Origin of the sequence: Cryobacterium sp. PH31-AA6 (genome assembly GCF_030063195.1) — a bacterium.
Lineage (GTDB): Bacteria > Actinomycetota > Actinomycetes > Actinomycetales > Microbacteriaceae > Cryobacterium.
Map to the genome: position 1 here is coordinate 57,455 of NZ_JASISS010000017.1, position 20,915 is coordinate 78,369.

At 68.1% G+C, this 20,915-nt stretch carries 23 protein-coding genes, 1 pseudogene and 1 riboswitch; of the genes and pseudogenes, 8 read left to right on the forward strand and 16 right to left on the reverse strand.

What is annotated here, in order from left to right; translation table 11 throughout:
* The first annotated feature begins 71 nt into the window (after positions 1 to 71).
* Positions 72 to 422 carry a metallopeptidase family protein gene (locus QMG61_RS12145; protein ID WP_283494586.1) on the forward strand — a complete coding sequence of 117 codons (351 nt, stop codon included), beginning with the start codon at positions 72 to 74 and terminating at the stop codon, positions 420 to 422.
* Positions 423 to 446: 24 nt separating this feature from the next.
* A complete protein-coding gene (locus QMG61_RS12150) occupies positions 447 to 1,733 on the forward strand; it encodes a D-alanyl-D-alanine carboxypeptidase family protein (protein ID WP_283494587.1) in 1,287 nt (428 codons plus the stop codon).
* A gap of 10 nt (positions 1,734 to 1,743) precedes the next feature.
* Here the strand turns inward: QMG61_RS12150 and QMG61_RS12155 are convergent, their stop codons facing one another.
* Genes QMG61_RS12155 through QMG61_RS12175 form a run of 5 tightly spaced genes read right to left on the reverse strand, consistent with a single transcriptional unit; the run spans position 1,744 to position 5,539 of the window.
* Entirely contained in the window at positions 1,744 to 2,013 is a 270-nt protein-coding gene (locus tag QMG61_RS12155) for a hypothetical protein (protein ID WP_283494588.1), read from the reverse strand.
* A 9-nt stretch (positions 2,014 to 2,022) separates the two neighbouring features.
* The gene (locus QMG61_RS12160) at positions 2,023 to 2,604 is read right to left on the reverse strand and encodes a nucleoside/nucleotide kinase family protein (protein ID WP_283494589.1); all 582 of its coding nucleotides are present in this window, start codon (positions 2,602 to 2,604) and stop codon (positions 2,023 to 2,025) included.
* A 22-nt stretch (positions 2,605 to 2,626) separates the two neighbouring features.
* Positions 2,627 to 3,409 carry an energy-coupling factor transporter transmembrane component T family protein gene (locus tag QMG61_RS12165; RefSeq protein WP_283494590.1) on the reverse strand — a complete coding sequence of 261 codons (783 nt, stop codon included), beginning with the start codon at positions 3,407 to 3,409 and terminating at the stop codon, positions 2,627 to 2,629.
* A complete protein-coding gene (locus tag QMG61_RS12170) occupies positions 3,406 to 4,908 on the reverse strand; it encodes an ABC transporter ATP-binding protein (protein ID WP_283494591.1) in 1,503 nt (500 codons plus the stop codon). Before QMG61_RS12170 ends, QMG61_RS12165 begins: the two co-directional genes overlap by 4 nt.
* Positions 4,909 to 4,921: 13 nt before the next feature.
* Positions 4,922 to 5,539 (reverse strand): ECF transporter S component, encoded by a 618-nt coding sequence (locus QMG61_RS12175; protein WP_283494592.1) that lies wholly within the window; start codon positions 5,537 to 5,539, stop codon positions 4,922 to 4,924.
* 36 nt (positions 5,540 to 5,575) lie between these two features.
* A riboswitch (TPP riboswitch) is annotated at positions 5,576 to 5,684 on the reverse strand.
* Positions 5,685 to 5,784: 100 nt separating this feature from the next.
* Between QMG61_RS12175 and QMG61_RS12180 the strand changes: the two genes are divergently transcribed.
* Positions 5,785 to 5,934 carry a hypothetical protein gene (locus tag QMG61_RS12180; RefSeq protein WP_283494593.1) on the forward strand — a complete coding sequence of 50 codons (150 nt, stop codon included), beginning with the start codon at positions 5,785 to 5,787 and terminating at the stop codon, positions 5,932 to 5,934.
* Between the two features lie 153 nt (positions 5,935 to 6,087).
* A complete protein-coding gene (gene nhaA, locus QMG61_RS12185) occupies positions 6,088 to 7,434 on the forward strand; it encodes a Na+/H+ antiporter NhaA (RefSeq protein WP_283494594.1) in 1,347 nt (448 codons plus the stop codon).
* Positions 7,435 to 7,555: 121 nt separating this feature from the next.
* On the opposite strand, the gene QMG61_RS12190 is transcribed toward nhaA, so the two are convergent.
* Positions 7,556 to 7,888, reverse strand: a complete 333-nt coding sequence (locus QMG61_RS12190) for a hypothetical protein (protein WP_283494595.1) — start codon at positions 7,886 to 7,888, stop codon at positions 7,556 to 7,558.
* Positions 7,889 to 7,897: 9 nt separating this feature from the next.
* On the reverse strand, positions 7,898 to 9,118 hold the full coding sequence (locus tag QMG61_RS12195) for a DNA polymerase IV (protein WP_283494596.1): 1,221 nt from the start codon (positions 9,116 to 9,118) through the stop codon (positions 7,898 to 7,900).
* A gap of 70 nt (positions 9,119 to 9,188) precedes the next feature.
* On the opposite strand from QMG61_RS12195, the gene QMG61_RS12200 reads away from it, so the two are divergent.
* Positions 9,189 to 9,749 (forward strand): TIGR03086 family metal-binding protein, encoded by a 561-nt coding sequence (locus QMG61_RS12200; RefSeq protein ID WP_283494597.1) that lies wholly within the window; start codon positions 9,189 to 9,191, stop codon positions 9,747 to 9,749.
* Positions 9,750 to 9,786: 37 nt separating this feature from the next.
* On the opposite strand, the gene QMG61_RS12205 is transcribed toward QMG61_RS12200, so the two are convergent.
* The 4 genes from QMG61_RS12205 to QMG61_RS12220 are packed head-to-tail and all read right to left on the reverse strand — an operon-like array spanning position 9,787 to position 13,846.
* Entirely contained in the window at positions 9,787 to 10,587 is an 801-nt protein-coding gene (locus QMG61_RS12205; protein ID WP_283494598.1) for an ABC transporter permease, read from the reverse strand.
* Between the two features lie 8 nt (positions 10,588 to 10,595).
* Positions 10,596 to 11,522, reverse strand: a complete 927-nt coding sequence (locus QMG61_RS12210) for an ABC transporter permease (RefSeq protein WP_283494599.1) — start codon at positions 11,520 to 11,522, stop codon at positions 10,596 to 10,598.
* Between the two features lie 24 nt (positions 11,523 to 11,546).
* Complete coding sequence (locus QMG61_RS12215; RefSeq protein ID WP_283494600.1) at positions 11,547 to 12,746, reverse strand: ABC transporter substrate-binding protein; 1,200 nt, start codon at positions 12,744 to 12,746, stop codon at positions 11,547 to 11,549.
* Positions 12,743 to 13,846: an ABC transporter ATP-binding protein gene (locus tag QMG61_RS12220; RefSeq protein WP_283494601.1), complete on the reverse strand. Its 1,104-nt coding sequence runs from the start codon at positions 13,844 to 13,846 to the stop codon at positions 12,743 to 12,745. The genes QMG61_RS12215 and QMG61_RS12220 overlap by 4 nt, the downstream gene beginning before the upstream one ends.
* Positions 13,847 to 13,993: 147 nt before the next feature.
* Between QMG61_RS12220 and QMG61_RS12225 the strand changes: the two genes are divergently transcribed.
* Together QMG61_RS12225 and QMG61_RS12230 are read left to right on the forward strand one after the other, a co-directional pair.
* A complete protein-coding gene (locus tag QMG61_RS12225; RefSeq protein ID WP_283494602.1) occupies positions 13,994 to 14,884 on the forward strand; it encodes an ABC transporter ATP-binding protein in 891 nt (296 codons plus the stop codon).
* Complete coding sequence (locus tag QMG61_RS12230; RefSeq protein WP_283494603.1) at positions 14,881 to 16,473, forward strand: ABC transporter permease; 1,593 nt, start codon at positions 14,881 to 14,883, stop codon at positions 16,471 to 16,473. The genes QMG61_RS12225 and QMG61_RS12230 overlap by 4 nt, the downstream gene beginning before the upstream one ends.
* Here QMG61_RS12230 and QMG61_RS17445 read toward each other — a convergent pair.
* From QMG61_RS17445 to QMG61_RS12245, 4 genes are all read right to left on the reverse strand, one after another.
* Positions 16,470 to 16,604 carry a hypothetical protein gene (locus QMG61_RS17445; protein ID WP_349358413.1) on the reverse strand — a complete coding sequence of 45 codons (135 nt, stop codon included), beginning with the start codon at positions 16,602 to 16,604 and terminating at the stop codon, positions 16,470 to 16,472. The genes QMG61_RS12230 and QMG61_RS17445 overlap by 4 nt on opposite strands.
* Positions 16,580 to 16,876, reverse strand: a complete 297-nt coding sequence (locus tag QMG61_RS12235; RefSeq protein ID WP_349358408.1) for a YdeI/OmpD-associated family protein — start codon at positions 16,874 to 16,876, stop codon at positions 16,580 to 16,582. The genes QMG61_RS17445 and QMG61_RS12235 overlap by 25 nt, the downstream gene beginning before the upstream one ends.
* Positions 16,877 to 16,915: 39 nt before the next feature.
* Entirely contained in the window at positions 16,916 to 18,511 is a 1,596-nt protein-coding gene (locus QMG61_RS12240) for an ABC-F family ATP-binding cassette domain-containing protein (RefSeq protein WP_283494604.1), read from the reverse strand.
* Between the two features lie 153 nt (positions 18,512 to 18,664).
* Positions 18,665 to 19,447 (reverse strand): SDR family oxidoreductase, encoded by a 783-nt coding sequence (locus QMG61_RS12245; RefSeq protein ID WP_283494605.1) that lies wholly within the window; start codon positions 19,445 to 19,447, stop codon positions 18,665 to 18,667.
* Between the two features lie 316 nt (positions 19,448 to 19,763).
* On the opposite strand from QMG61_RS12245, the gene QMG61_RS12250 reads away from it, so the two are divergent.
* A complete protein-coding gene (locus QMG61_RS12250) occupies positions 19,764 to 20,699 on the forward strand; it encodes a DNA-3-methyladenine glycosylase family protein (protein ID WP_283494606.1) in 936 nt (311 codons plus the stop codon).
* Positions 20,700 to 20,722: 23 nt separating this feature from the next.
* Here QMG61_RS12250 and QMG61_RS12255 read toward each other — a convergent pair.
* A pseudogene (locus QMG61_RS12255) lies at positions 20,723 to 20,915 on the reverse strand (hypothetical protein); the annotation flags it as partial.

Here is a 20,915-nt window from a genome sequence, read left to right on the forward strand (position 1 = left end):
CAGAAGCTCCACCTCGTGTGGAGCTTCTGCGTTTAACCCTCCGGTCTTCAGCGCCGTGAGATGCTGAACGGATGCTGCAACACACCAACGAAGAGTTCGAACGCCTCGTCGTCGACGAGCTCGATCTCCTCCCTGACGACATGGTCGACGGGCTGGACAATGTGATTTTCGTGGTCGAGGACCGCCCCGAGGACGGCACCCTGGATACCCTCGGGCTCTATGACGGCGTGGCCCTGACCGAACGCGGACAGTACGGTTTCGGCGAGATGCCCGATCGCATCGTTTTATTCCGCGAACCGCTCCTTGCCCTGTGCGTCGACCTGGACGAGTTGCGCGACCAGATCCACATCACCCTCGTACATGAGATCGCGCACTTCTACGGCATCGATGACGACAGGCTGCACGAGCTCGGCTGGGGATGACCCCTCGCTTGCTAGCCTGAGCAGATGACTCGATTCCGCCCCGGCCGCCTCATCGGCATCACGGTCGGCGCGCTCGCGATCCTGCTGATCGGCGTGTACGGTCCAGCCACCCTCCTCGGTCCGCTCCCGGACGTGAGCGCCACCAGGGTGACCCCCGCGGCCGCCACGGCCAGCCCGTTCCCGCCCGTTCTCCCCGACCGGGGAGGCAGCGCCATCGTCGCCCAGGAGACCGTAGCCCCGGGCGAGACCACCCCCGATGCCGCCGCGATCAAGGCGACGATCCCCCTCGCCGTCGGCGGCGTCACGGATGCCCTCCCGATGGCGGCGGCGGCCAAGATCGTGACCGCCCTGGTGGTGCTGGACGCGAAACCCCTGACCGCCGGCACGGCGGAACCGAAGATCCCGATCACCGCGGCCGACTACCAGGACTACGTCGACTACGAGAATTCCGGGGCTCGTACGGTCGTCGTCTTCCCCGGCGAGCTGTGGACCGAGACCGAGCTGCTGCAGGCCATGGTCCTCGGCTCCAGCAACAATCATGCCGACACCCTCGCCCGATGGGCCTTCGGTTCCCTCGACGCGTACGTCGAGGCGGCCAACACCTGGCTGGCCGCGCACGGACTGGCGGGCAGTACGGTCGCAGACGCCACCGGACTGCATGACGCCAGCGCCGGCACGGCCACTGATCTCGCTTTCCTGGCCGGCATGGCCGCCGCGGACCCGGTCATTTCGGCGCTTCTTGCCAACCCGGCGTCGGCCCTGGTCGGTCAGCGTGGAGTCGACAACACCACGGCGTACCTGCCCGACGAGGGCATCACCGGCATTTCCCGCAGCTACACGGATGCCGCCGGGGTGTGCTTTCTCTTCACCGCCCGGATCGAAAGCGGCGAATCCGCCTTCACGTTCTCCGGCGCCCTGATCGGAGAACCGGACTACGACAGCCTGAGCGCTGATCTCACCGCGTTGATGGAGAGCGCCCGCGCCGGAGTCAGTGAGCTGCCCGTGCTCGCCAAGGGCGACGCCTTCGTGCAGTTCACCACCCCGTGGGGTGCGACCTCGGCCGGAACCGTGCGCGCGTCGAAGACCCGGTTCGGTTGGCAGGCGCAGGCCCCCGGTGCTGCAACGGTCACCCTGGACAGCTTCTCAACGGGGCGGGCGGGGCGCACCATCGGCCGGGTCTCGGTCGAAGCCGGTGGCATCCCCGTCTCCGCGCCGCTCGTGCTCGATCGCACGATCAGCGCACCGGGTCCGGGCTGGCGGCTGCTGAACCCGGTGCCGATGATCACCGCGCTGATCGCGGCGAATCGCTGACCGCGGCCAATCAGATCAGGTTGTTGGGTTCGTCGGTCGGGATGTACGGGTCGCTGTCGCCGGCGTCGAACCGGTAACGCACATGCAGTCGCCCCTGCACGTCACGCGCGTCGACCTCGTCGTACCAGAACAGGGCTTCGATGCCCTCGACGGCGGCGAGCATACTGACCCGGACATCGTGCTTGCCGTGGACGAGCACCCGGGAATCCACCTGACCCTCCAGGGGGCCGTCGATGAACTCTGCCGTGTAGGCGACGTTGGCTGTTTCGGAGCTGACCATGTCTCCAACCTAGCCCCGGACGACCGGTTTGTGGGCGGCCTGCAGAAACGGGTTCTCGGGCGTGCCGCTGAGCCGGATCGTTGCGCCCCGCTCGGGGTCGTCCCGGCCCAGGTAGGCCTCCCACTCGGCCTGCCACTCGTCCCAGTGCGAGCGGAACAGTTCGCCGTCCCGGTCGAGGGCGCGCCGCTTGCGGATACCGTCGTCGGCGGACAGCCAGATCCTGGTCCGGCTGAACCGAAGATGCTCGGCGGCGAGAGCGCCGCAGCCTTCCACGATGAGCGGTCGCGCCGGATCGACCGGGTGCCATTCGGCCGGGCGCTCGCTCTCCCAGTCGTAGCGCTGCCAGGCGGCCGGGCGACCCAGGTCCCGTGGTGCAAGCACCCGGTTGGTCAGGTGGTCGATGGCGGCGTCGAGTCCGTGCCATCCGGGGTAGATGTCGTCCAGTCGCACGAGCTGTGGCTTCGGCTCCCCCGGCCACGCCGCGGCCAGCAGGTCGGCCAGCGTGCTCTTGCCCGCACCGCTCGGCCCGTCGATCAGTACGACGGGTGCCGGCCCGGTACCGGCCAGGGCGGCCAGAACGGGCGCGAGCATCGCCGGCGACCGCTCGCCTCGGTCAGCCGAGGACAAAGTTCCAGCTTCCCGTCGCGACCGACACGGAGACGGCCAGGAGGGCGACGAACAGGCCAATGCCGACCAAGGCATATTCCCGACCGCCGAAGCTGGACTCCCGAGCCCAGGTGCGCGTGATCGGGGCGCCGAAGCCCCGCGCCTCCATCGCCGTCGCCAGTTTGCTCCCGCGCCGAATGGACAGCACCAGCAGCGCGAACGCCTGGCTGCCCAGGCGGCGGATCGCACCGCCGTCGCCGATCCCCCTGGCCCGCCTGGCCAGTTCGAGGGCCCGCCAGTCCTCGATGAACAGTCCGACCAGCCGGAGTCCGGCGAGGCCGCCGAGCACGAACCGGGACGGCAGCCGCACCACCTGGGCGAGTCCGTCGGCAAGATCGGTGGGGTCGACCGTGACGAACAACACCACCGACGGCAGGCCGATCGCCAGGATTCGCAGGGTTGTCGCCACGGCCAGTTCGCTGGACCCCTCCGTCACGTGGATGAGCCCGAACGTCCAGTAGACCTGACCGGCCGCCTGCCCGTAGAGCAGCGTGGTGAGCCCCGCCATCGGCGCTGCCAGCCAGACCGGCAGGGTGCGGAGCAGGAACATCCGCGCGCTGAGCCCGGCCCAAAAGAACAACACGAACTCGCACCCGAGCGCCACCAGGGCGGATACCCAGTCGATGGTGAGCATGAGGACCCCGGCCAGCACGAGCGCGGCCGCCAGCTTCGCCACCGGATTGACCCGGAAGATGGCCCGAGTGCCGACGGGGATCGTGAGCAGGCTCATCGGGGCACCGCCGGCTGTCCCGCCACCGTGCCGAGCAGGCGGTATTCGCGGTCGGCGACGGCCGCGACGAATTCACTGTCGTGGGAGACGGCCAGCACACCGGTGCCGTCGTCGATCAGCTCGATCAGGAGACCAACGACCTCCCGCCAGGTGCGGAAGTCCTGCCCGAACGTCGGCTCGTCCAGCACCAGGAGGCGCGGTTGGGTGGCCAGCACCGTGCCGACCGAGAGGCGCCTCTTCTCGCCACCGGACAGGGTGAACGGGTTCGCCCCGGCCAGGTGGTCGAGCCTGAGCCTCTGGAGCAGGACGTCAACACGCCCGTCGACCGCGGCTCCGCTCCGACCGAGGGCTCGCGGTCCAACCCCGAGCTCCGCCCGCACGGTGCCGGCGACGAATTGATGTTCCGGGTCCTGGAATACCGTGCCGACCCGACTCAGCAACTGGCGCGAGGTCCAGGCGATCGGTGCGGCCGGCGCGCCATCGGCGAAGCCCGCGCTTGCCTGCAGTCGACCGCCGGACGGTTTGAGAAGCCCGGCCAGGGTCAGCGCCAGGGTCGATTTTCCGGCCCCGTTCGGGCCGGTCACGGCCAGGGCGGAACCGGCCAGCACCGTGAGATTGAGATCCCTGGCGACCTCGAGATTCTTCGTGCGCGCAATGGAGAGGCCCTCGGCGCGAAGCAGGATGCCGTGCGCCGCGTCGGGGGCGACGGACCGCCGGGCGGGAAGCCCGTGTCCGCGTCCGGGTACCCAGACCCCGGCCGTAGAGAGCCGCTCACCCTGGTTCTCGAGCACGTCCTCCGGTCGCCCGTCGGCCAGCACTCCCCCGGCCTGGTCGAGCACGATCACCCGGTTGACCAGGTCCTGCCAGACGGCCACCCGGTGCTCGATCACGATGAACGTCGCCGCCGAGTGCTCGAGCACCCGGGCGACGGCGTCACGAACCTCGGTGACGCCATCCGGATCGAGGTTCGCCGTCGGCTCGTCGAGCAGCAGCAGCCCCGGCCTCATCGCCAGCACACCGGCCAGGGCGAGTCGTTGTTTCTGCCCGCCGGACAACGCCGAGGTCGGATGGTCCAGCGGCACGTCCAGGCCCACCATCTCGAGGCCCTCGTGCACGCGCCGCCAGATTTCTTCGCGGGGCACACCGAGATTCTCACAGCCGAACGCGACGTCGTCGCCGACCCTGGCGAGGATGACCTGCGAGTCCGGGTCCTGCAGCAGGAGCCCGGCCTGCCCGCGGGCCGCTGCCGGCTCGGCGCCGTTGACCAGCAGCCGCCCGTGCTGCTCGCCCTCGTCGTCTCCGCCGAGCACGCCGGCCAGGGCGTGCAGGAGCGTCGATTTACCGGCACCGGATGCGCCGAGCAGCAGCACACGTTCGCCGGGGTCGATTCGCAGGTCGAGCCGGGCGACCGCCCAGTCCGTGCGACCGGCGTGCCTCCAGCCCCAACCCCTGGCGTCGACGGACGCACTCCGGGGCGTTGCAGAATTCGCGGCGGTCATGGTTTTGCAGGTCCTAGTCCGAGGCCCGAACCGCCCGGCCCGCAGCGAAGCGCGACAGCGCTCCCGTGCGGGCAAGGCCGCGCATGGCCAGCCAGGACAGCAGGCCGGCCACGACGATTCCGGAGACGACGGCAGAGATCGTGTAGATCGCGATGAACGGCGCCGCTGAACCGGGGTACCAGAGCAGCAGATCGTTGACCGCCAGGGCGAGTCCGGCGCCGGCACCGGCCAGCAGGGCGACATACAGACGGTAGTTGCCGTAGAGGAAGAGCGCGAAGACCAGTTCGGCGCCGAGCCCCTGCACCGCCCCGGAGACGAGGATGGTGGCGCCCCAGGCGGTGCCGCCGACCAGGGTGGAGACCACGGCGGCGAGCAGCTCGGTGTAGAGCGCCGCCCCGGGTTTGCGGATGACCAGACCGCCGAGGACTCCCGCGAACAGCCAACCGCCGCCGAGGAGCGCCTGGAGTCCGGGCAGAAGCGGGGTCAGCAGCCCGCTCAGGGGGTTGTAGGCCTGGTTCCAGACCACGAAGATCAGGCCGCTGGCCACGCCGATGACGCTGGCGGTGACGATGTCGACGACCCGCCACGAGCGTGATGCCGGTCGGGTGGAGATGGTGGTTTCAGTGTGCACTTGTCGTGCCCTTTCCGTAGAGAAAACAGGGCACGGGTACGAGATAATCTGCCTCCCTGCGCTGGCATGATCCAGATCAGGTTCGACGGTCGAAGCTACGAAGCTTCCTCTCAGCCCGGTTGACCGGACTCCCGTGTTCGTAGTCGAGTATAGACCGGCGCCTAGACTCACGGGATGACTGGTTTTCGACGGATGCCCCCAGGCGCCCAGGCGGCTCGTTCGGCCGGTGTGCGGTGACCGTCGCCGTGCCGCTTGTGCTCGCGGCGCTGCTGATCCTGTTACTGCGTCGTTTCATCCTGCGCCGACGCCGGATCCTCCTCGGGCTTCCGGTGCGGGGTCCGTTTCGCCTGCCGGCCTGGCTCGTGCCGCGCTGGCTCCATGGTGGACGACGCTGACCTCTCCCGCCGACACGCACCGTTCGGGCCACTCGTCCGTTCCGGGCCCCGCCGTGCCCGTGTACGCTGGAACGTGGTGAGTCGGGAAGTCTGGTCGACATCCTATTGTCATGCCGTGAATCTGACATCCCGACAATCACCAAAGGAATCTTTGTGACCTCAGTACCCCCGTCCACCCCGGCAGTGCAGGCCGTCGCCCGCATCTTCCGGCGGAGCAGTTATCCGGAGTACGTCCGCGTCGCGCAGATCCTGCGCAAGGAGACCGTGGGCGGCGCCCTGCTTCTCGCCGCGACCGTCATCGCGCTGATCCTGGCGAACACGCCGGCCGCGGACTTCTACTTTGCCGTGCGAGACTTCGAGGTCGGCTTCGAGCCGTTGCACCTCAAGCTCAGTCTCGGCGCCTGGGCCGCGGACGGGCTGCTGGCCATCTTCTTCTTCATCGCCGGCCTGGAACTGAAACGCGAATTCGTCGCCGGCGACCTGCGCTCCTTCAGCCGCGCGGTTGTTCCGGTGGCCGCAGCGATCGGTGGGGTCATCACCCCGGCCCTGTTCTTCGTGATCATCAACGTTACCGGCGGAGCGGATGCGCTTCGCGGCTGGGCCATTCCGACCGCCACCGACATCGCCTTCGCCGTGGCCGTGCTGGCGGTGATCGGCTCTCACCTGCCCAGTGCGCTCCGCATTTTCCTGCTGACCCTCGCCGTGGTCGACGATCTACTCGCCATCGGAATCATCGCCTTCTTCTACTCGAGCGACATCCAGCCGATGATGCTCCTGCTGGCAGTCGTGCCCCTCGCCCTGTTCGCCTACCTCACCCACAAGCACTCGTACTTCTTCGGCACGAAGCCCTGGGCAGGTGCACTCATTCTGTTGCCGCTCGGCGTGCTCGTCTGGGCGCTGGTACACGGTTCCGGCATCCACGCGACCGTCGCGGGAGTGCTGCTCGGCTTTGCCGTGCCGGTGATCCGCAGCCGGAAGGGCGGCGGGCCAGACGCAGGCCCGGGGCTGGCCCAGACCTTCGAACATCGCATCCGCCCGATCTCGGCCGGATTCGCCGTTCCCGTGTTCGCCTTCTTCTCCGCCGGGGTGGCGATCGGCGGAATGGAGGGCCTCACGAAGGCGCTGTCCGACCCGATCGCGATCGGCATCGTCGTCGCCCTCGTCGCGGGCAAGCCGGTGGGCATCCTCCTCGCCACCTGGCTGGTCACCAAAACAACCAGGGCAACCCTGGACCCTGACCTGGCCTGGGTCGACGTGCTGGGCGTCGCGATGCTCGCCGGGGTGGGTTTCACGGTCTCATTGCTGATCAGCGAGCTTGCCTTCGGCCACGGTACGGTGCTCGACGACCATGCCAAGGTCGCCATCCTGACCGGGTCGCTGCTGGCTGCCCTGCTCGCCGCCGTCGTGTTGCGGGCGCGCAATCGCCACTACCGCCAGATCGAGGCGAAGGAACTGCTCGACGCGAACCGTGACGGAATTCCGGACGTCTTCGTCGACTGAAACACATTCGACGATCGAGCCGCGACCGGTCCGGCCGCGGTCTCAGCGCTTAGCGCTTCAGAGCTTCAGAGCTTCAGAGCTTCAGAGCTTCAGAGCTTCAACGCTTCAACGCTTCAACGCTTCAACGCTTCAGCGCACGAATCACGCGGGAGATCGCCTTGCCCGCGACCCAGACGAACGGGATGCCGACGGCGAGCAGCGAGATGACGTTCGGTTCGAAGCGCAGCGAACCGCCAGACTTCACGTAGGCGCCGATCGGCAGCGACATTCCGCCGCCGCCACCGCCGCTGCCCGCGCCGTTGTCGACGGAATCGCCCTCGCCACCGCCGAAGCCGTAGTAGACGAGGGCGACGGGGACCAGGCTGATGCCGTCTACCTGGACCGGATCACCGTAGGCGGTCTTCACACCGGCGGAACGGGAAATTTCTGCGAGCTTCTCTGGCAGGCTAGTCATGCCCACAGGCTACCCCTTGTCCGGCCTGAGCAAGGAGGCCGGCCGCACGGCGCCGCGTCCGAACCGGGCGGTGACGGAGTCGACCGCCCGCTCGGCGCCGCGCCAATCGTCATCCGGGTCCCACAGGCCAAGGCCCTGTCCATCGCCGTCTCCGAGCTGCTCGACCCGCACCCCGATCAGCCGCACCCTGATGCCGGAGGCGGCGAGCGTCTCGAAGCTCGCCGCAGCCTCCTCGTAAATGCGCCTGCCGACGTCGGTGGCCTCCGCGAGCGTGCGCGAGCGAGTCACCGTGCTGAAGTCCGCGTAGCGCAGCTTCAGCACCACGCACCGTCCGACCAGTCCCGCGCCGCGGAGCCGGGCCGCGACCGCGTCGGACTGGTGAAGGAGCTCGCTGCGGAGGCGCGCGACATCCGTGACGTCGTGTTCGAAGGTGACCTCGTGACCGACGCTCTTCTCCTCGCGTTCGGTGGTGACCGTGCGCGGATCCCTCCCCCAGGCCAGATCATGCAGTTTGCGACCGGATGACTCCCCGACGGCCTTCTGCAGCACCGCGAGCGGGGTGCGTGCAACGTCGCCGATCTGTCTCAGACCGAGCCGGAGGAGCGCGGCCTCGGTGGTCTGGCCAACCCCCCACAGTGCTCCGACGGGCAGAGGATGCAGGAACGCGAGCGTCTCCTCCGCCGGCACCACGAGCAGCCCGTTCGGTTTCGCCCGCCCGGACGCCATCTTGGCCACGAACTTCGTCGAGGCGGCTCCGACGGAGCAGGTGAGCCCGGTCTCGGCCTCCACCGTGCGCCTGATCTGGGCCCCGATCACGGCCGGCGAGCCGTGCAGGCGACGGGCGCCGGCGACGTCGAGGAATGCCTCGTCGATGCCGAGCTGTTCGACCAGCGGGGTGATGTCGCCGAAGATGCGCATCACCCGGTCCGAGTAATCCTTGTACCGGCTCATCCTCGGTTCGAGCACCACCGCCGACGGGCATCGGCGGAGTGCGAGGGCCATCGGCATGGCCGAATTTACCCCGTAGCGCCGGGCGACATAGTTTGCCGCGGTCACAACCGAACGGCCGGATCGGTGCCCGACGATGACGGGTTTGTCGACGAGGTCCGGGCGATCGAGTAGCTCCACCGAGGCGAAAAAAGCGTCAAGGTCAATGTGCAGGAGGGTCGCGGTGCTGTCGTCGACGGACGCGGCCGAGACCGTGCGGTCGCTTCCATCCTGCCTGCCCATGGAGCGACACTAACCCATGGGAATGCGAGGGCAGGGAACTCCGTTGCACCCGACAGAGAAAGGAGCACCCATGACGCCCGATTGGATTGCGCTACATAAACTGGCCCACGACGAATTCACCGCTCGGGTGGAGCTGATCACCGAGTGGGACCGTGCCACGCCGGACCGCGACTGGACCGTGCGCGATCTGGTGCGCCACGTTGTTCTCGAGCAGCAGTGGGTTCCGCCCCTGCTCAGCGGGCTCTCCCCGCTTCAGGCCCGCCGAACGCTGGCGCCCCTGGGTGCCGATCTGGCCGCGGAGTGGCGGATCTATTCCGCCGCCGCAACGGAGGCCTGGCAGCGCACGCCGGTGGACGTGCCGGTGATCCTCGCCGCTGACACCGTGACCGCCCTCGATTACCTGCGGGAGCAGGTCTCCGAGGTCACCATCCACGCCTGGGACCTCGCCAAAGCCACGGAGGCGAACGAGACGCTCAACGAGACGCTTATCGCGGCGGTCTGGACGGTCTTCGAACCGCAACGGGACACGCTGGAGGCCAGCGGCCTCTTCGCCTCACCGCTGCCGATCGACGAAGATGCCCCGCTCCAGTCCAGGTTGCTGGCCCTGACCGGCCGCGACGTGCGAGCCTAGGCGGCATTCGTCCGCTGCCCGTACTCGGAGCGGCCCACTACCGGATCACCTTCTCCGTCCCCGCAATGCGCTGGGCGATGTAAATGGGCACGATCGACACGAACACGAGCACAACGGCGATCACGTTGACCACGGGGGCCTGGTTCGGCCGGAACAGGTTGTCGAGGATCCACAACGGCAGAGTCTTCACCGACGAGCCTGCCGTGAAGGTTGTGACGATGATCTCGTCGAAGGAGAGAGCGAAGGCCAACAGACCACCCGCGAACAATGCGGACCGCAGCTGCGGGAAGGTGATCAGCCGGAATGTCGTCCACACTCCGGCGCCGAGGTCCGCCGACGCATCCTCGTAGCTCGTGCCGAGCCGGCGGAGGCGCGCGATCACATTGTTGAACACGGTGACGATGCAGAACGTGGCGTGCGCGACGATCACGGTGAGGATGGAGAGCTGAACGCCGAGGATCGTGCGGAACGCGTTATTGAGCGCGATGCCGGTGATGATGCCCGGCAGGGCGATCGGCAGGATGACCAGGAGGCTCACCGCCTCCCGCCCGAAGAACTCGAAGCGTTGGAGAGCCATGGAGGCCAGTGTGCCCAGCACCAGGGAGATCACGGTTGCCGCAAGCGCGACCTGCACGCTGGTGAGCACGGCGGCGAGCGCTCCGGCACTGGCAAAGGCCTTGACCCACCACTCGAGGGTGAATCCGGGCGGCGGCCAGGTCAGGCTGGTGCTCGTGCTGAACGAGTTGACGAGGACGACGACCAGCGGCAGATAGATCGCAAGGAGTACCGCGAGCGTAATCGTGGCCAGGAGGCCCCTGGCCAGGCGGCTCAGTCTCATGATGACCCCTACAGGTTTTCCAGCGCACCGGTGCGGCGCACCGCGGCGAGGTAGGCGAAGATGATCACGATCGGGATCAGGGCTATGGCCGCGGCGAGCGGAAGGTTATTGGCGGCGCCCACGTTCGTATAAACAAGGTTGCCCAGCATCTGGTTGGCCCCGCCGACGATATTGACCGTGATGTAGTCGCCGAGCGACAGGCTGAAACTGAAGATCGAGCCGGCGATGATGGCCGGCCAGATCATGGGCAGAACCACCAGCCGCAGGGTCGGCCAGGTCTTCCCACCCAGGTCGCCTGATGCCTCGAGCAGTGAATCCGGCACCCGTTCAAGGCCCGCGTAGATCGGGAGGATCACATAGGGCAGCCACAGGTAGGCGAGGGTGATGATTGTCGCCGGCAGTCCGTAGCCGGGAGTCTGCCCGCCGAATGGCGCGACCAGCCATTCGAAGATCCCACCCCGGGAGAGCACCGACCGCCACGCATACGCCTTCACCAGGTAACTGGCCCAGAGCGGCATGAGCACGGCGATCACAAGCACCCGCTGTAGCCGCGGACTCGCCACCTTGGCCATGTAGAACGCGATCGGCAGAGCGATCAGGATGTCAATCAGGGTCACGAGCAGTGCCACCCCCACGGTGCGCAGGGTCACCGTCTGGTACAGGGACCCGGTGAGTACTGCGACGATGTTGTCCAGCGTCCAGGTCTGCGAGATCGTGCCGGTGAACGTGTCGACGGTCCAGAGCGCGGTGATCAACAGTGCCGCCAGGGCTGCGATGTAGACAAGGCCGAGCCAGAACATCGGTGCCGAAAGCAGCAGCGAGAGACGCAGCCTCGGATGCCGGCTCAGGAGAACCGAGCCCCGCCGGGCGACCGTGTCCCGCAGGGCGGGAACGATCGGCCGTGCGGCGGGCTGCGTCTCGGTGGCGACCCTCATGGTGTCTTTCTTCTCCGGTCCCCGCTAGCCCTTGATCTCCTGCCACGCGGTCGTCCAGGCCGCGTAGTCGGTGCACTTCACGTCGGTGCGACCGTCGACGCACTTTTCGATGGGGGTGGTCCAGTACCAGATCTTCGACGCGTAGTCGGCCTCGCCGGCGTGGAAGAGCGAACACTGGTCAGGGTTGGCCATGAAGTCGCAGGCCTTCTGGTTGGACGGCGCCTCGCCGAAGTATTCGGTTGCCTGGGCGTTGGCCTTGGGGCTGCTGATGTAGTTCAGCCAGGCATACGCGCAGTTGGGGTTCTTCGCTCGGGACGCGACCATCCAGGTGTCAGACCAGCCCGTGACACCCTCGGAGGGCACGACGACCTCCGCCGTGGTGCCCAGGGCGAGGGAATTGCGGATGACCTGCCAGGTCGTGCCGACGACCGTGTCCCCGGTCTCGAACGCCTGGATTGCCTTGAGGTAGTCGGACCAGTACTCACTGATGTTCGGGCGCTGCAGTTTGAGCAGGTCTACGGCCGCGGCAAGCTGCGTCTCGTCGAGCGCGTATGGGTTCGTGATCCCGAGGTCCGGCTGGTGGCTCATCAGGTACATGGCCGCATCCGCAATGTAGATCGGCGAGTCGTACGCGGTCACCTTGCCCTTGTACGCCGAGGACTTGTCGAACACAACGTCCCAGGAGGTGGGTGCCGGAGTCACCTCTGCCGTGTTGTACATGAGGAGGTTCGCGCCGTAGCCGTGCGGGACGCCGTAGGAGACACCGTCGACGCTGTTCCATGCCTGCAGCTTGAGGAAGTCGTAGATGCCCGCGTAGTTCGGGATCAGATCGGTGTTCACCGGGGCGACATCACCGGCCGCGACCAGTCGCAACGAGGCATCGCCCGAAGCCGCGACCACGTCGTAGTCACCGGTCTTCATGAGGTTGAAAGCCTCGTCAGAGGTTCCGTAGGTTTTGCTGGTCACCAGACAACCGGTCTCGTCCTGGAATGCGCTCACCCAGTCGACGGCGGGGTCGTTGCTGCCGTCCTCGACGTAGCCCGGCCAGGCGAGGATCGACACCGCGCCTTCGTTGGCGTCGAGCTTCGTCGGGGCCTTGGCGCCGGCGTTCCCGGTGTTCACGGCCGTGGTGCCGCAGGCGGCCAGGAGAGCGACAGAGAGGATGGCCAGCCCGGCGAGGGCTGCCGACTTCTTCGTGCGGCGAAAGCGAGTAGAGCGGTTCATTGCAATCTCCAATCGAGTGAGCGGGATGCGGGTTCTGATCTGGTGAGCGGAGGAATGTCATCGGCGGGGATCGGGGCGGCGGTGAGGGACATCGTGTCGCGTTCGTCCCAGCCCACCCTCACCCGGGATCCGCGTGCGTCTTCGCCCACCCGGTGGGCATCGTTCTGTTCGAGCACGGTTACGCGTCTGCCGATGTCCAGGTCGACGATCAGACGGGTGCTGCTGCCCACATAGATGACCTCGGCGAGGATTCCCGCCGCCTGATGATCGGCCTGAATGGCGGCATCCGCGCGTGCGATCCTCATTTTCTCCGGCCGAACGGTGTGGAGGCCGCCCCTCCCGAGCACCCGTCTGGACAGGTCGTCGTCCAGAATGTTCGAGGTGCCGACGAACGCGGCGACGAACGGCGAAGCCGGACGGTCATAGATTTCGGCCGGAGTACCGAGCTGTTCGATCCGACCCTCATTGAAGACCGCGATCCGGTCGCTGAGGGTGAGGGCCTCCTCCTGGTCGTGCGTGACGAAGATGAAGGTGATCCCGAGTTCGCGCTGCAGTTCCTTCAATTCGACCTGCATCTGTTCCCGGAGCTTGAGGTCGAGGGCGCCGAGCGGTTCGTCGAGGAGCAACGCCTTCGGGCGCACCACCGTCGCCCTGGCCAGGGCAACCCGCTGGCGCTGACCCCCGGAGAGCTGCCCCGGCTTCCGGTCGCCGAAGCCTTCGAGCCGCACGGTCGCGAGCGCATCCGTGGCCAGCGCGTGCCGTTCCCGCTTCGACATCCCGCGCACCCGCAGCCCATACGCGACGTTGTCGAGCACGCTCATGTGCGGGAAGAGGGCGTAGTCCTGGAAGACCGTGTTAACGTCCCTGTCGAAGGGAGCACGGTCCGTGACGTCCTGGCCGAACAGCGCCACCGTGCCGCTGGTGGGTTGTTCGAAGCCCGCGATGAGGCGGAGCACGGTGGTCTTACCCGACCCGGACGGACCGAGCATGGAGAAGAACTCCCCCTCGACGATGTCGAGGTCGACACCGTCAACGGCGTTGACCGCGCCGAACGCCTTGGTCAACCCGGTCAACCGGATCGCTGGCGGGTCAGCAGCCACGGGTCTTCCTCTCTCGTCCCTTTCGCAAAATCATATGGAATCGGATGTAACTTGGTCGGGTTCCGATGTTGCGGTCGGGTCACAATGCCGTATGCCGCCATCATGGCCCTCCTCGTCCGAGCACATCAGGCTGAGTAGGCTGAAATCATGAGCGAAGCCATCGGCATCCTGGGCCTGACGAAGAACTTCGGCAAGGTTCGGGCCCTGGACAGCCTCGACCTGAGCGTGGAGGCCGGCGAGGTGCATGGCTTCCTCGGGCCGAACGGCTCGGGGAAGACGACCACGCTGCGAGTCCTGTTGGGTCTCATCCGGGCCGACGCCGGGCGGGTGCGGTTGCTGGGGGGCGATGCCTGGACGGATGCCGTCGAGCTGCACCGCCGTCTGGCCTACGTGCCTGGGGATGTGACGCTGTGGCCGACGCTCTCGGGCGGGGAGGTGATCGACCTTCTCGGCCGGTTGCGCGGGGGCCTCAATCCGCAGCGACGTTCGGAGCTGCTGGAGCGGTTTCAGCTTGATCCGACGAAGAAGTGCCGAACCTACTCGAAGGGCAACCGGCAGAAAGTGGCGCTGATCGCCGCCCTGGCCAGCGATGTCGAGCTGTTCCTCCTGGACGAACCAACGTCGGGTCTGGACCCGCTGATGGAGGCCACCTTCCGGGACTGTGTCCGCGAGTTGCGCGACGGCGGACGCACCGTGCTGCTGAGCAGCCACATCCTGTCCGAGGTGGAGGCCCTTTGCGATCGGGTCAGCATCATCCGCAGTGGGGCCGTCGTGGAGACGGGGTCCATCGCCTCAATGCGGCACCTGACCCGCACCGTGGTCCAGGCCGAAGTGCAGGCGATGCCGGCCGGCCTCTCCGAGCTGCCGGGTGTGCACGAGGTGGTCGTGACCGGAAACCGGATCACGGCGAGCGTGGAACCTGTCGGCCTCCCCGGCCTCCTCGCGGCGCTGGGCGCGGCGGGGATCACCTCGCTGACCAGCAGCCCGCCGACCCTGGAGGAGCTCTTCCTGCGCCACTATGAGAGCGCGCCGAGATGAGCGACGACCTGCGGGGCACGGGCAACCTGATTCGACTGGCCCTGCGCCGGGATCGGTTCCTGCTCCCCGGTTCCGTGCTCGGCTTCGCCGCGATCGCCGCGTCGTCCGCGTCGGCGACCGCCGGCCTCTATCCCGAACCGGCGTCGCGGATAGCGGCGGCGGGCGCGGTCAACGCCTCCGCCGCAATCGTGGCCATGTATGGGCGGATCTATGACCCGACCTCTCTTGGCGCGCTGGCCATGTTCAAACCCGCCGTGTTCGGTGCGGTGGCCCTGGCCATCCTGATGGTCATCGTCGTGATCCGCCACACCCGCGCCGAGGAGGAGTCCGGACGCCTGGAACTCGTCGGCGCCGGCGTCGTCGGCCGCGCGGCCCCGCTCGCAGCGGCGCTGATCGTGGCGGTCTCGGCCAGCGCGGCGATCGGGTCGGCCACCGCTGCCGGGCTGCTCGTCTCCGGCCTGCCATCGGCCGGCTCGCTCGCCTTCGGCGCCGGCTGGGCGGTCACGGGAATGTGTTTCGCGGGGCTGGCCGCGGCCACCGCCCAGGTGGCCACGGGGGCGCGCGCCGCAAGCGGCCTGGCCCTGGCCGGCGTCGGGGCGGCCTATGTTCTGCGGGCGGTCGGCGACCTGTCCGAGGCCGGCCCCGGCTGGCTGTCCTGGCTCTCCCCGATCGGCTGGAACCAGCAGGTGAGGGCCTTCGCGGGCGACCACTGGGGGGTCCTGGCGCTCCCCCTGGCCGCCACGGCCGGCACGATCACCGCCGCCTTCCTGCTGCGTCGTCGCCGAGACCTCGGCAGCGGCCTGCTCAGCGAGCGTTCCGGTCCCGCCACGGGCCGGCTGGGCACCCCGCTCGCCCTCGCCTGGCGTCTGCAGGGTCCGACGCTCTGGGCCTGGACCATCGTTGTGGGGCTCCTGGGCACCGTCCTCGGCACCATCGCGCACACCGTCGTCGATCTGCTCAACTCCCCCGGCATGCAGGCGATCATCCAAACGCTGGGCGGCGAGCAGGGGCTGACGGAGGCGTTCCTCGCCGCGGAGATGGGCCTGTTGGGCACAATCGTGGCCGCCTACGGCATCGTCGCCGTGTCCAGGCTCCGCTCGGAGGAATCCGCGGGGCATGCTGAGGCCCTCCTCTCCACGTCCGTCGGGCGGGGGCGGATGCTGGCCGCGCATGGCGGGCTGGCCCTGGCCGGAGTGGCCTGGCTCCTGATCGTCGCCGGTGTGGGCGCCGGTGCGGGGCACGGTTTCGCCGTGGGCGACCTCGGCCAGATCGGCACGGTCGCGCTCGGGGCGATCGCCCGGATCCCGGCCGCGTGGGTGCTCGTGGCGCTGGCCGTGTTCGTCTGGGGGGTCTGGCCGCGGGCCGGTGTCGGCGTCTGGCTGGCCTACATCGCGTTCATCGTCGCCGGCGAATTCGGCTCGCTGTGGGGGGTGCCCCAGGCGGTCATGGACCTCAGCCCCTTCGTGCACTCGCCGCTGCTGCCCGGGCCGGACCAGAACCTCGATGGCGTGCTCTGGCTCACCGCCGTCGCGGTCGCGTTGCTCGCCGCGGGGGCGGTCGCCTTTCGGCGGCGTGACCTGGCTGCCTAGGCTTCCTCGGCCGCACGGGAGGAGGACTTCTGCGGGTAGATCGTGCGTCCGTCCGCGAGCATCTCCACGTAGCCGCGAATCTTCGCGGCACGCGTCTCGGCCCGTTTCAGACCGCCCAGGCGGAAGAGGATAGCGAATCGGTTCTGCGAGCTGAGCCCCGCGAATGCCTCAGCGGCCGCACCTGCAGGTGGTAGTCGTCGTCGAGAGACCCGGCCTGCCCGTCGATCCAGCCGAAACAGAGCGCGCTCTCCAACGCCAGCGGATAGGTGATCCCAGGCACTGCGGAGTATTTCTTGCGCAGCTTGAGTCTCACTCCGTCATGGCCGGTGTTCTGCTCCAACCACGCTTCCCAGTCGGCCACCGTCTCGAAGAGCAGGATCGGCTTGTCGGCATTCGCTCCCATGACCGTTAGCGTAGGCCGCACGGTGCGACCCAGCCACTCTCAAGCCGCGCGCACGTCGATCTCCCCCGGCTTGGCGTCGTCGCCGCCGAAGACGAGGTGGCGGTTGGCGATCTTGTCGCTGAAGAATCGGTCGTGGCTGACCACGACCACCGCGCCGGGGAAGTGCAGCAGCGCGCGTTCCATCACCTGGGTGCTGGACATGTCGAGGTGGTTGGTCGGCTCGTCCAGCAGGAGCACGGATGCCCCGGAGAGGAGGCATTGTGCCATCGCGACCCGCGCCCGCTGACCTCCGGACAGGTTCCCGATCTTCTGTTTGAGGTCTGCCTCGGAGAACTGGAACATCGCGAGGAACCGGCCGACCGATTTACGCGTCGCCGTGAAGGCGAGACTGCCCGGCATGGCGTTGACGGCGTGGGTGACCGTGTCGGTGTCGTCGAGTTCGGCGAGCACCTGGTTGTAGGAGACCACGGCCGTCCCGCTCGCCCAGGCGACCTCGCCGGAGTCCGCCCGTTCCTCGCCGGTCAGCACCCGAAGCAGGGTGGTCTTGCCGCTGCCGTTGGCGCCGAGGACAACGATTCGGTTTCCCCGGCGGATCTCGAAACTCAGGCCGTCGAAGAGCACCTTGCCACCGTAGGACTTGCTCAGCAGCTCCACCCGGCAGAGCACGTCCTTGACGTGCAGTCCGCCGTAGATCTCGGTGATGATCTGGTCGACGGGACGCGGCGTGCGCGCCTTCTTGATCTTGGCAAGCTGGTTCCCCAGGTCGCGGGTCGCTGCCTTCGCGGCCGCCCTGCGGTCGGCGATGCCCTCCGCCTCGAACGCGAGCAATTCGGATTCGTGCACGAACTGATGTTCCAGGTTCTTGAGCCTGAACTGCTTCTGCACGACGTACTCACCGAAGTTACCCGGGTACTCGTGCAGGTGGAAGTTTTCGACCTCGATGATCCGGCTGACGACGGCGTCGAGGAACCTCCGGTCGTGGGAGACGATGATCGCGGCGCCGCGGAAGGAGCGGAACCAGGCCTCGAGCCATTCGACCCCGGCCACGTCCAGGAAGTTGGTGGGCTCGTCGAGCAGGAGCACTTCCGGGCCCTCGAGCACAATCTTGGCCAGTGCGGCGCGGTTGCGCCAGCCGCCGGAGAGCTCGTCAATCGCGCACACTCGGTGGGCCTCAGTGAAGCCCAGGGTGGTGAGCGCCGTGTCGATGCGCCGGGTGTAGTCCCAGCCGTCGAGCCGGTCCATGTCCTCGAACAGCTCGGCCTGGCGGTGGATGAGCCGGTCGAGTTCGGCGCTTCCCGACGGATCCGCGGCGATGGCGGCATCGATCGCCGCCAGCTCCGATTCGATGTCCTTGATCGGGCCGAAGAGACCGTCGAGCACCTCAAGGATCGTGGACTGGCCATTGAGCTCGGAGAACTGAGAGAAATACCCGATCTTGATGTCCGGGTCGAGGGTGACCGTGCCGGAGTCTGGGGTGACCTGGCCGAGCACCAGCTTGAGAATCGAGGTCTTTCCGGAGCCGTTCTTACCGATCAGGCCCACCCGGTCGCCGGATTCGAGGCGGAAGAACGCCTCGCGCAGGATCTGCGCGTTCTCAAAGCGTACGCTGACGTCGTTCAGCCGGATCAGGCTCATTGCTGCCTCTCGAGGGTGATTCGTGGGCACCCGGGGGGACGCCGGAGCGGTGTCCTGGAGGCGCAGGGCCACGGTCGATTCTACAAGAGCCGCGCGCCGTGGTGAGCAGTGAGCCGGCGGAGCGCGCTCAGTCGACGGCTGGGCGACCGGGCGTCACCAGGTGGAATCCCCTCGGATGACGACATCGGACCCGCCGTCGATATACACGATCTGGCCACAGAGATGAGAGTTCTCCGTGCCGGTCATCCAGGCCAGCAGCCGCGCGACCGCGATCGGTTCGATGAAACCGTTCAGCGGCATCGGCACCATCTGGGCAAGCTGCTGCCTGGCCTCCTCCGTGCCGGTCATCTCGGCCGTCATCGCGGTGAGGACCACGCCGGGGGCGACGGCGTTCAAGGGGATGGCTGCTCCAGCCCAGGCCGGCGTCGCCGCGTTCCGACGAATCCACCGTGACAGCGCCCGCTTGGTGGTCCCGTAGATGAGGTTGGCCTGCGCGGGGCCGGCATCCGCCAGCACCGCGGCCCTGGCGAGGGCCTGCTCTTCGTCCTGGCCGAGGAACGCTGCGAGGAGGGCCTCGTCCGGTTCGAACAAAGCCGCCATCGACGAGACCGCGACCGCGCGCGGAGCCGGGGACGTCAGGAGAAGCGGACGGAGAGTCTCAAGGGTCGCGACCGTGCCGAAGAAGTTCACGGCCGCGGTCACCGCGACCGGCGCGGCCGAACCGGCGACGGCGAGGATGGCGTCGACGACGCCGCCGCTCCGCTCGGTGACCTCACCGAGAAGGGCCGACCGGCCTGCGGCGGTGGCGAGGTCGACGATGATATCGGCGTCGTGGAGGTCGACGCCGATCACCTGCTGGCCGCGCTCGCGGAGCAGGTCGCAGGTGGCCTTCCCGATGCCGCTGGCGGCTCCGGTGACAACAGAGGTACGGGGCATAATGGCTCGATTCTCGCGTCGTGATGCCGGGCGTTCGCCCGGTACCGCCATATTCTGCTGCAATGGCACGCCGGGATAGGGCCCTTTGTCACGGGGGCGGACCTGCCGCATCCGTGCCGGAGAGACCCGGACCATCTGGGGCAGTTCCGGCACCCGGAGCTGCTGGTGTGCAGCGACTCGTCGTTGTCGGCACCGGTCCTGGTTAGAGACACGCCTAAACTTGACGAACCGATCGAACCGATCGAGACGCTCCTGCCCTGGTGCCCGATTCCACCGCGAGCCTGCGGTCACCATCGGGCCACAGCCGACGAGGACGATGATTCTCCCAGCCACGGACGCCCCGGATCTCGCCTCGACCTGGCATCCGCAGCATCCGACCGATGTCGCCCTCACCCTTGACCGCCTGCGCCGCGGCGGGGCAGACCCGACCCACCAGGTCGCGGGCGACGGATCGCTCTGGCGTACCACCCTGACGGACGACGGGCCCGCGTCGATGCGGTTCGTCCAGTCAGACCTGCACACCATCGTCTGCCAGGCGTGGGGTGACGGTGCCAGGGCCGCGGTCGACGCGGCACCGACCATGCTCGGCGGGGACGACGACCCGGCCGGATTCATTCCGGACCACCCTGTGCTCGAAAGCGCGCACCGTCGGCACCCCGGGTTGCGCGTCCCGAAGACCGGCCGGGTGCTGGAGGCCTTGATTCCCGCGATCCTGGAACAGAAGGTCATCTCCGTGCAGGCGACCTCGTCCTGGCGGCGACTGGTGCGGGCCTACGGGACACCGGCCCCCGGGCCGACCCCCGGGCCGATGCTGGTCGTCCCGAGCATTCGCACCTGGCAGTTGATCCCGTCCTGGGAATGGCACAGGGCCGGCGTCGATCCGCGACGGTCGAGAACGGTGATGGCGGTCCTTGCCGTTGCGCGGCAATTGGAGCGGTGTGTCGACCTGCACCCTGACGAGGCAATGGCGCGGTTGCGCTCCGTGCCGGGGGTCGGCGTCTGGACCGCCGCCGAGGTCGCGCAACGGGCACTCGGCGACGCTGATGCGCTCTCCGTCGGCGACTACCACCTCGCCGAGGTCATCGGACAGGCCTTATTCGGCCGGTCATTCGACGACGAGCAGATGGTGGCCGCCCTGGCGAAATGGCGCCCGCACCGCTACCGGGTGGTGCGCCTGGTAGAGCACAGTGGGGTGCCCCGTGCTCCCCGACACGGGCCGCGGATGCCATTCGTCGACCACCGCGCCCACTGACCGGGAACAACGCCCTGAGAATCTCAGAACGGTGCGTCGTCGTAGTTGGCTGCCGCTGCCGCTGCCGCTGCCGCCGGCGCCGGCGCTGTCGGTGGTGGTCCGGTGGGGAGCACGGTGGCGGGTTCGGTGGTGAAGTCTCTTCCGGTGGGTGAGGTCCAGGTGAGGATGCCGCCGGGTTGTTGGGCGACGGTCCAGCGGGTTTGGGTTTTCAGGGCG

Excerpts from the sequence above, each read along its gene's own strand:
- QMG61_RS12145 (WP_283494586.1), top strand. The coding sequence starts at position 72 with ATGCTGCAACACACCAACGAAGAGTTCGAACGCCTCGTCGTCGACGAG.
- QMG61_RS12150 (WP_283494587.1), top strand. The coding sequence starts at position 447 with ATGACTCGATTCCGCCCCGGCCGCCTCATCGGCATCACGGTCGGCGCG.
- QMG61_RS12155 (WP_283494588.1), bottom strand. The coding sequence starts at position 2,013 with ATGGTCAGCTCCGAAACAGCCAACGTCGCCTACACGGCAGAGTTCATC.
- QMG61_RS12160 (WP_283494589.1), bottom strand. The coding sequence starts at position 2,604 with ATGCTCGCGCCCGTTCTGGCCGCCCTGGCCGGTACCGGGCCGGCACCC.
- QMG61_RS12165 (WP_283494590.1), bottom strand. The coding sequence starts at position 3,409 with ATGAGCCTGCTCACGATCCCCGTCGGCACTCGGGCCATCTTCCGGGTC.
- QMG61_RS12170 (WP_283494591.1), bottom strand. The coding sequence starts at position 4,908 with ATGACCGCCGCGAATTCTGCAACGCCCCGGAGTGCGTCCGTCGACGCC.
- QMG61_RS12190 (WP_283494595.1), bottom strand. The coding sequence starts at position 7,888 with ATGACTAGCCTGCCAGAGAAGCTCGCAGAAATTTCCCGTTCCGCCGGT.
- QMG61_RS12195 (WP_283494596.1), bottom strand. The coding sequence starts at position 9,118 with ATGGGCAGGCAGGATGGAAGCGACCGCACGGTCTCGGCCGCGTCCGTC.
- QMG61_RS12200 (WP_283494597.1), top strand. The coding sequence starts at position 9,189 with ATGACGCCCGATTGGATTGCGCTACATAAACTGGCCCACGACGAATTC.
- QMG61_RS12205 (WP_283494598.1), bottom strand. The coding sequence starts at position 10,587 with ATGAGACTGAGCCGCCTGGCCAGGGGCCTCCTGGCCACGATTACGCTC.
- QMG61_RS12210 (WP_283494599.1), bottom strand. The coding sequence starts at position 11,522 with ATGAGGGTCGCCACCGAGACGCAGCCCGCCGCACGGCCGATCGTTCCC.
- QMG61_RS12215 (WP_283494600.1), bottom strand. The coding sequence starts at position 12,746 with ATGAACCGCTCTACTCGCTTTCGCCGCACGAAGAAGTCGGCAGCCCTC.
- QMG61_RS12225 (WP_283494602.1), top strand. The coding sequence starts at position 13,994 with ATGAGCGAAGCCATCGGCATCCTGGGCCTGACGAAGAACTTCGGCAAG.
- QMG61_RS12230 (WP_283494603.1), top strand. The coding sequence starts at position 14,881 with ATGAGCGACGACCTGCGGGGCACGGGCAACCTGATTCGACTGGCCCTG.
- QMG61_RS12235 (WP_349358408.1), bottom strand. The coding sequence starts at position 16,876 with ATGGGAGCGAATGCCGACAAGCCGATCCTGCTCTTCGAGACGGTGGCC.
- QMG61_RS12240 (WP_283494604.1), bottom strand. The coding sequence starts at position 18,511 with ATGAGCCTGATCCGGCTGAACGACGTCAGCGTACGCTTTGAGAACGCG.
- QMG61_RS12245 (WP_283494605.1), bottom strand. The coding sequence starts at position 19,447 with ATGCCCCGTACCTCTGTTGTCACCGGAGCCGCCAGCGGCATCGGGAAG.
- QMG61_RS12250 (WP_283494606.1), top strand. The coding sequence starts at position 19,764 with ATGATTCTCCCAGCCACGGACGCCCCGGATCTCGCCTCGACCTGGCAT.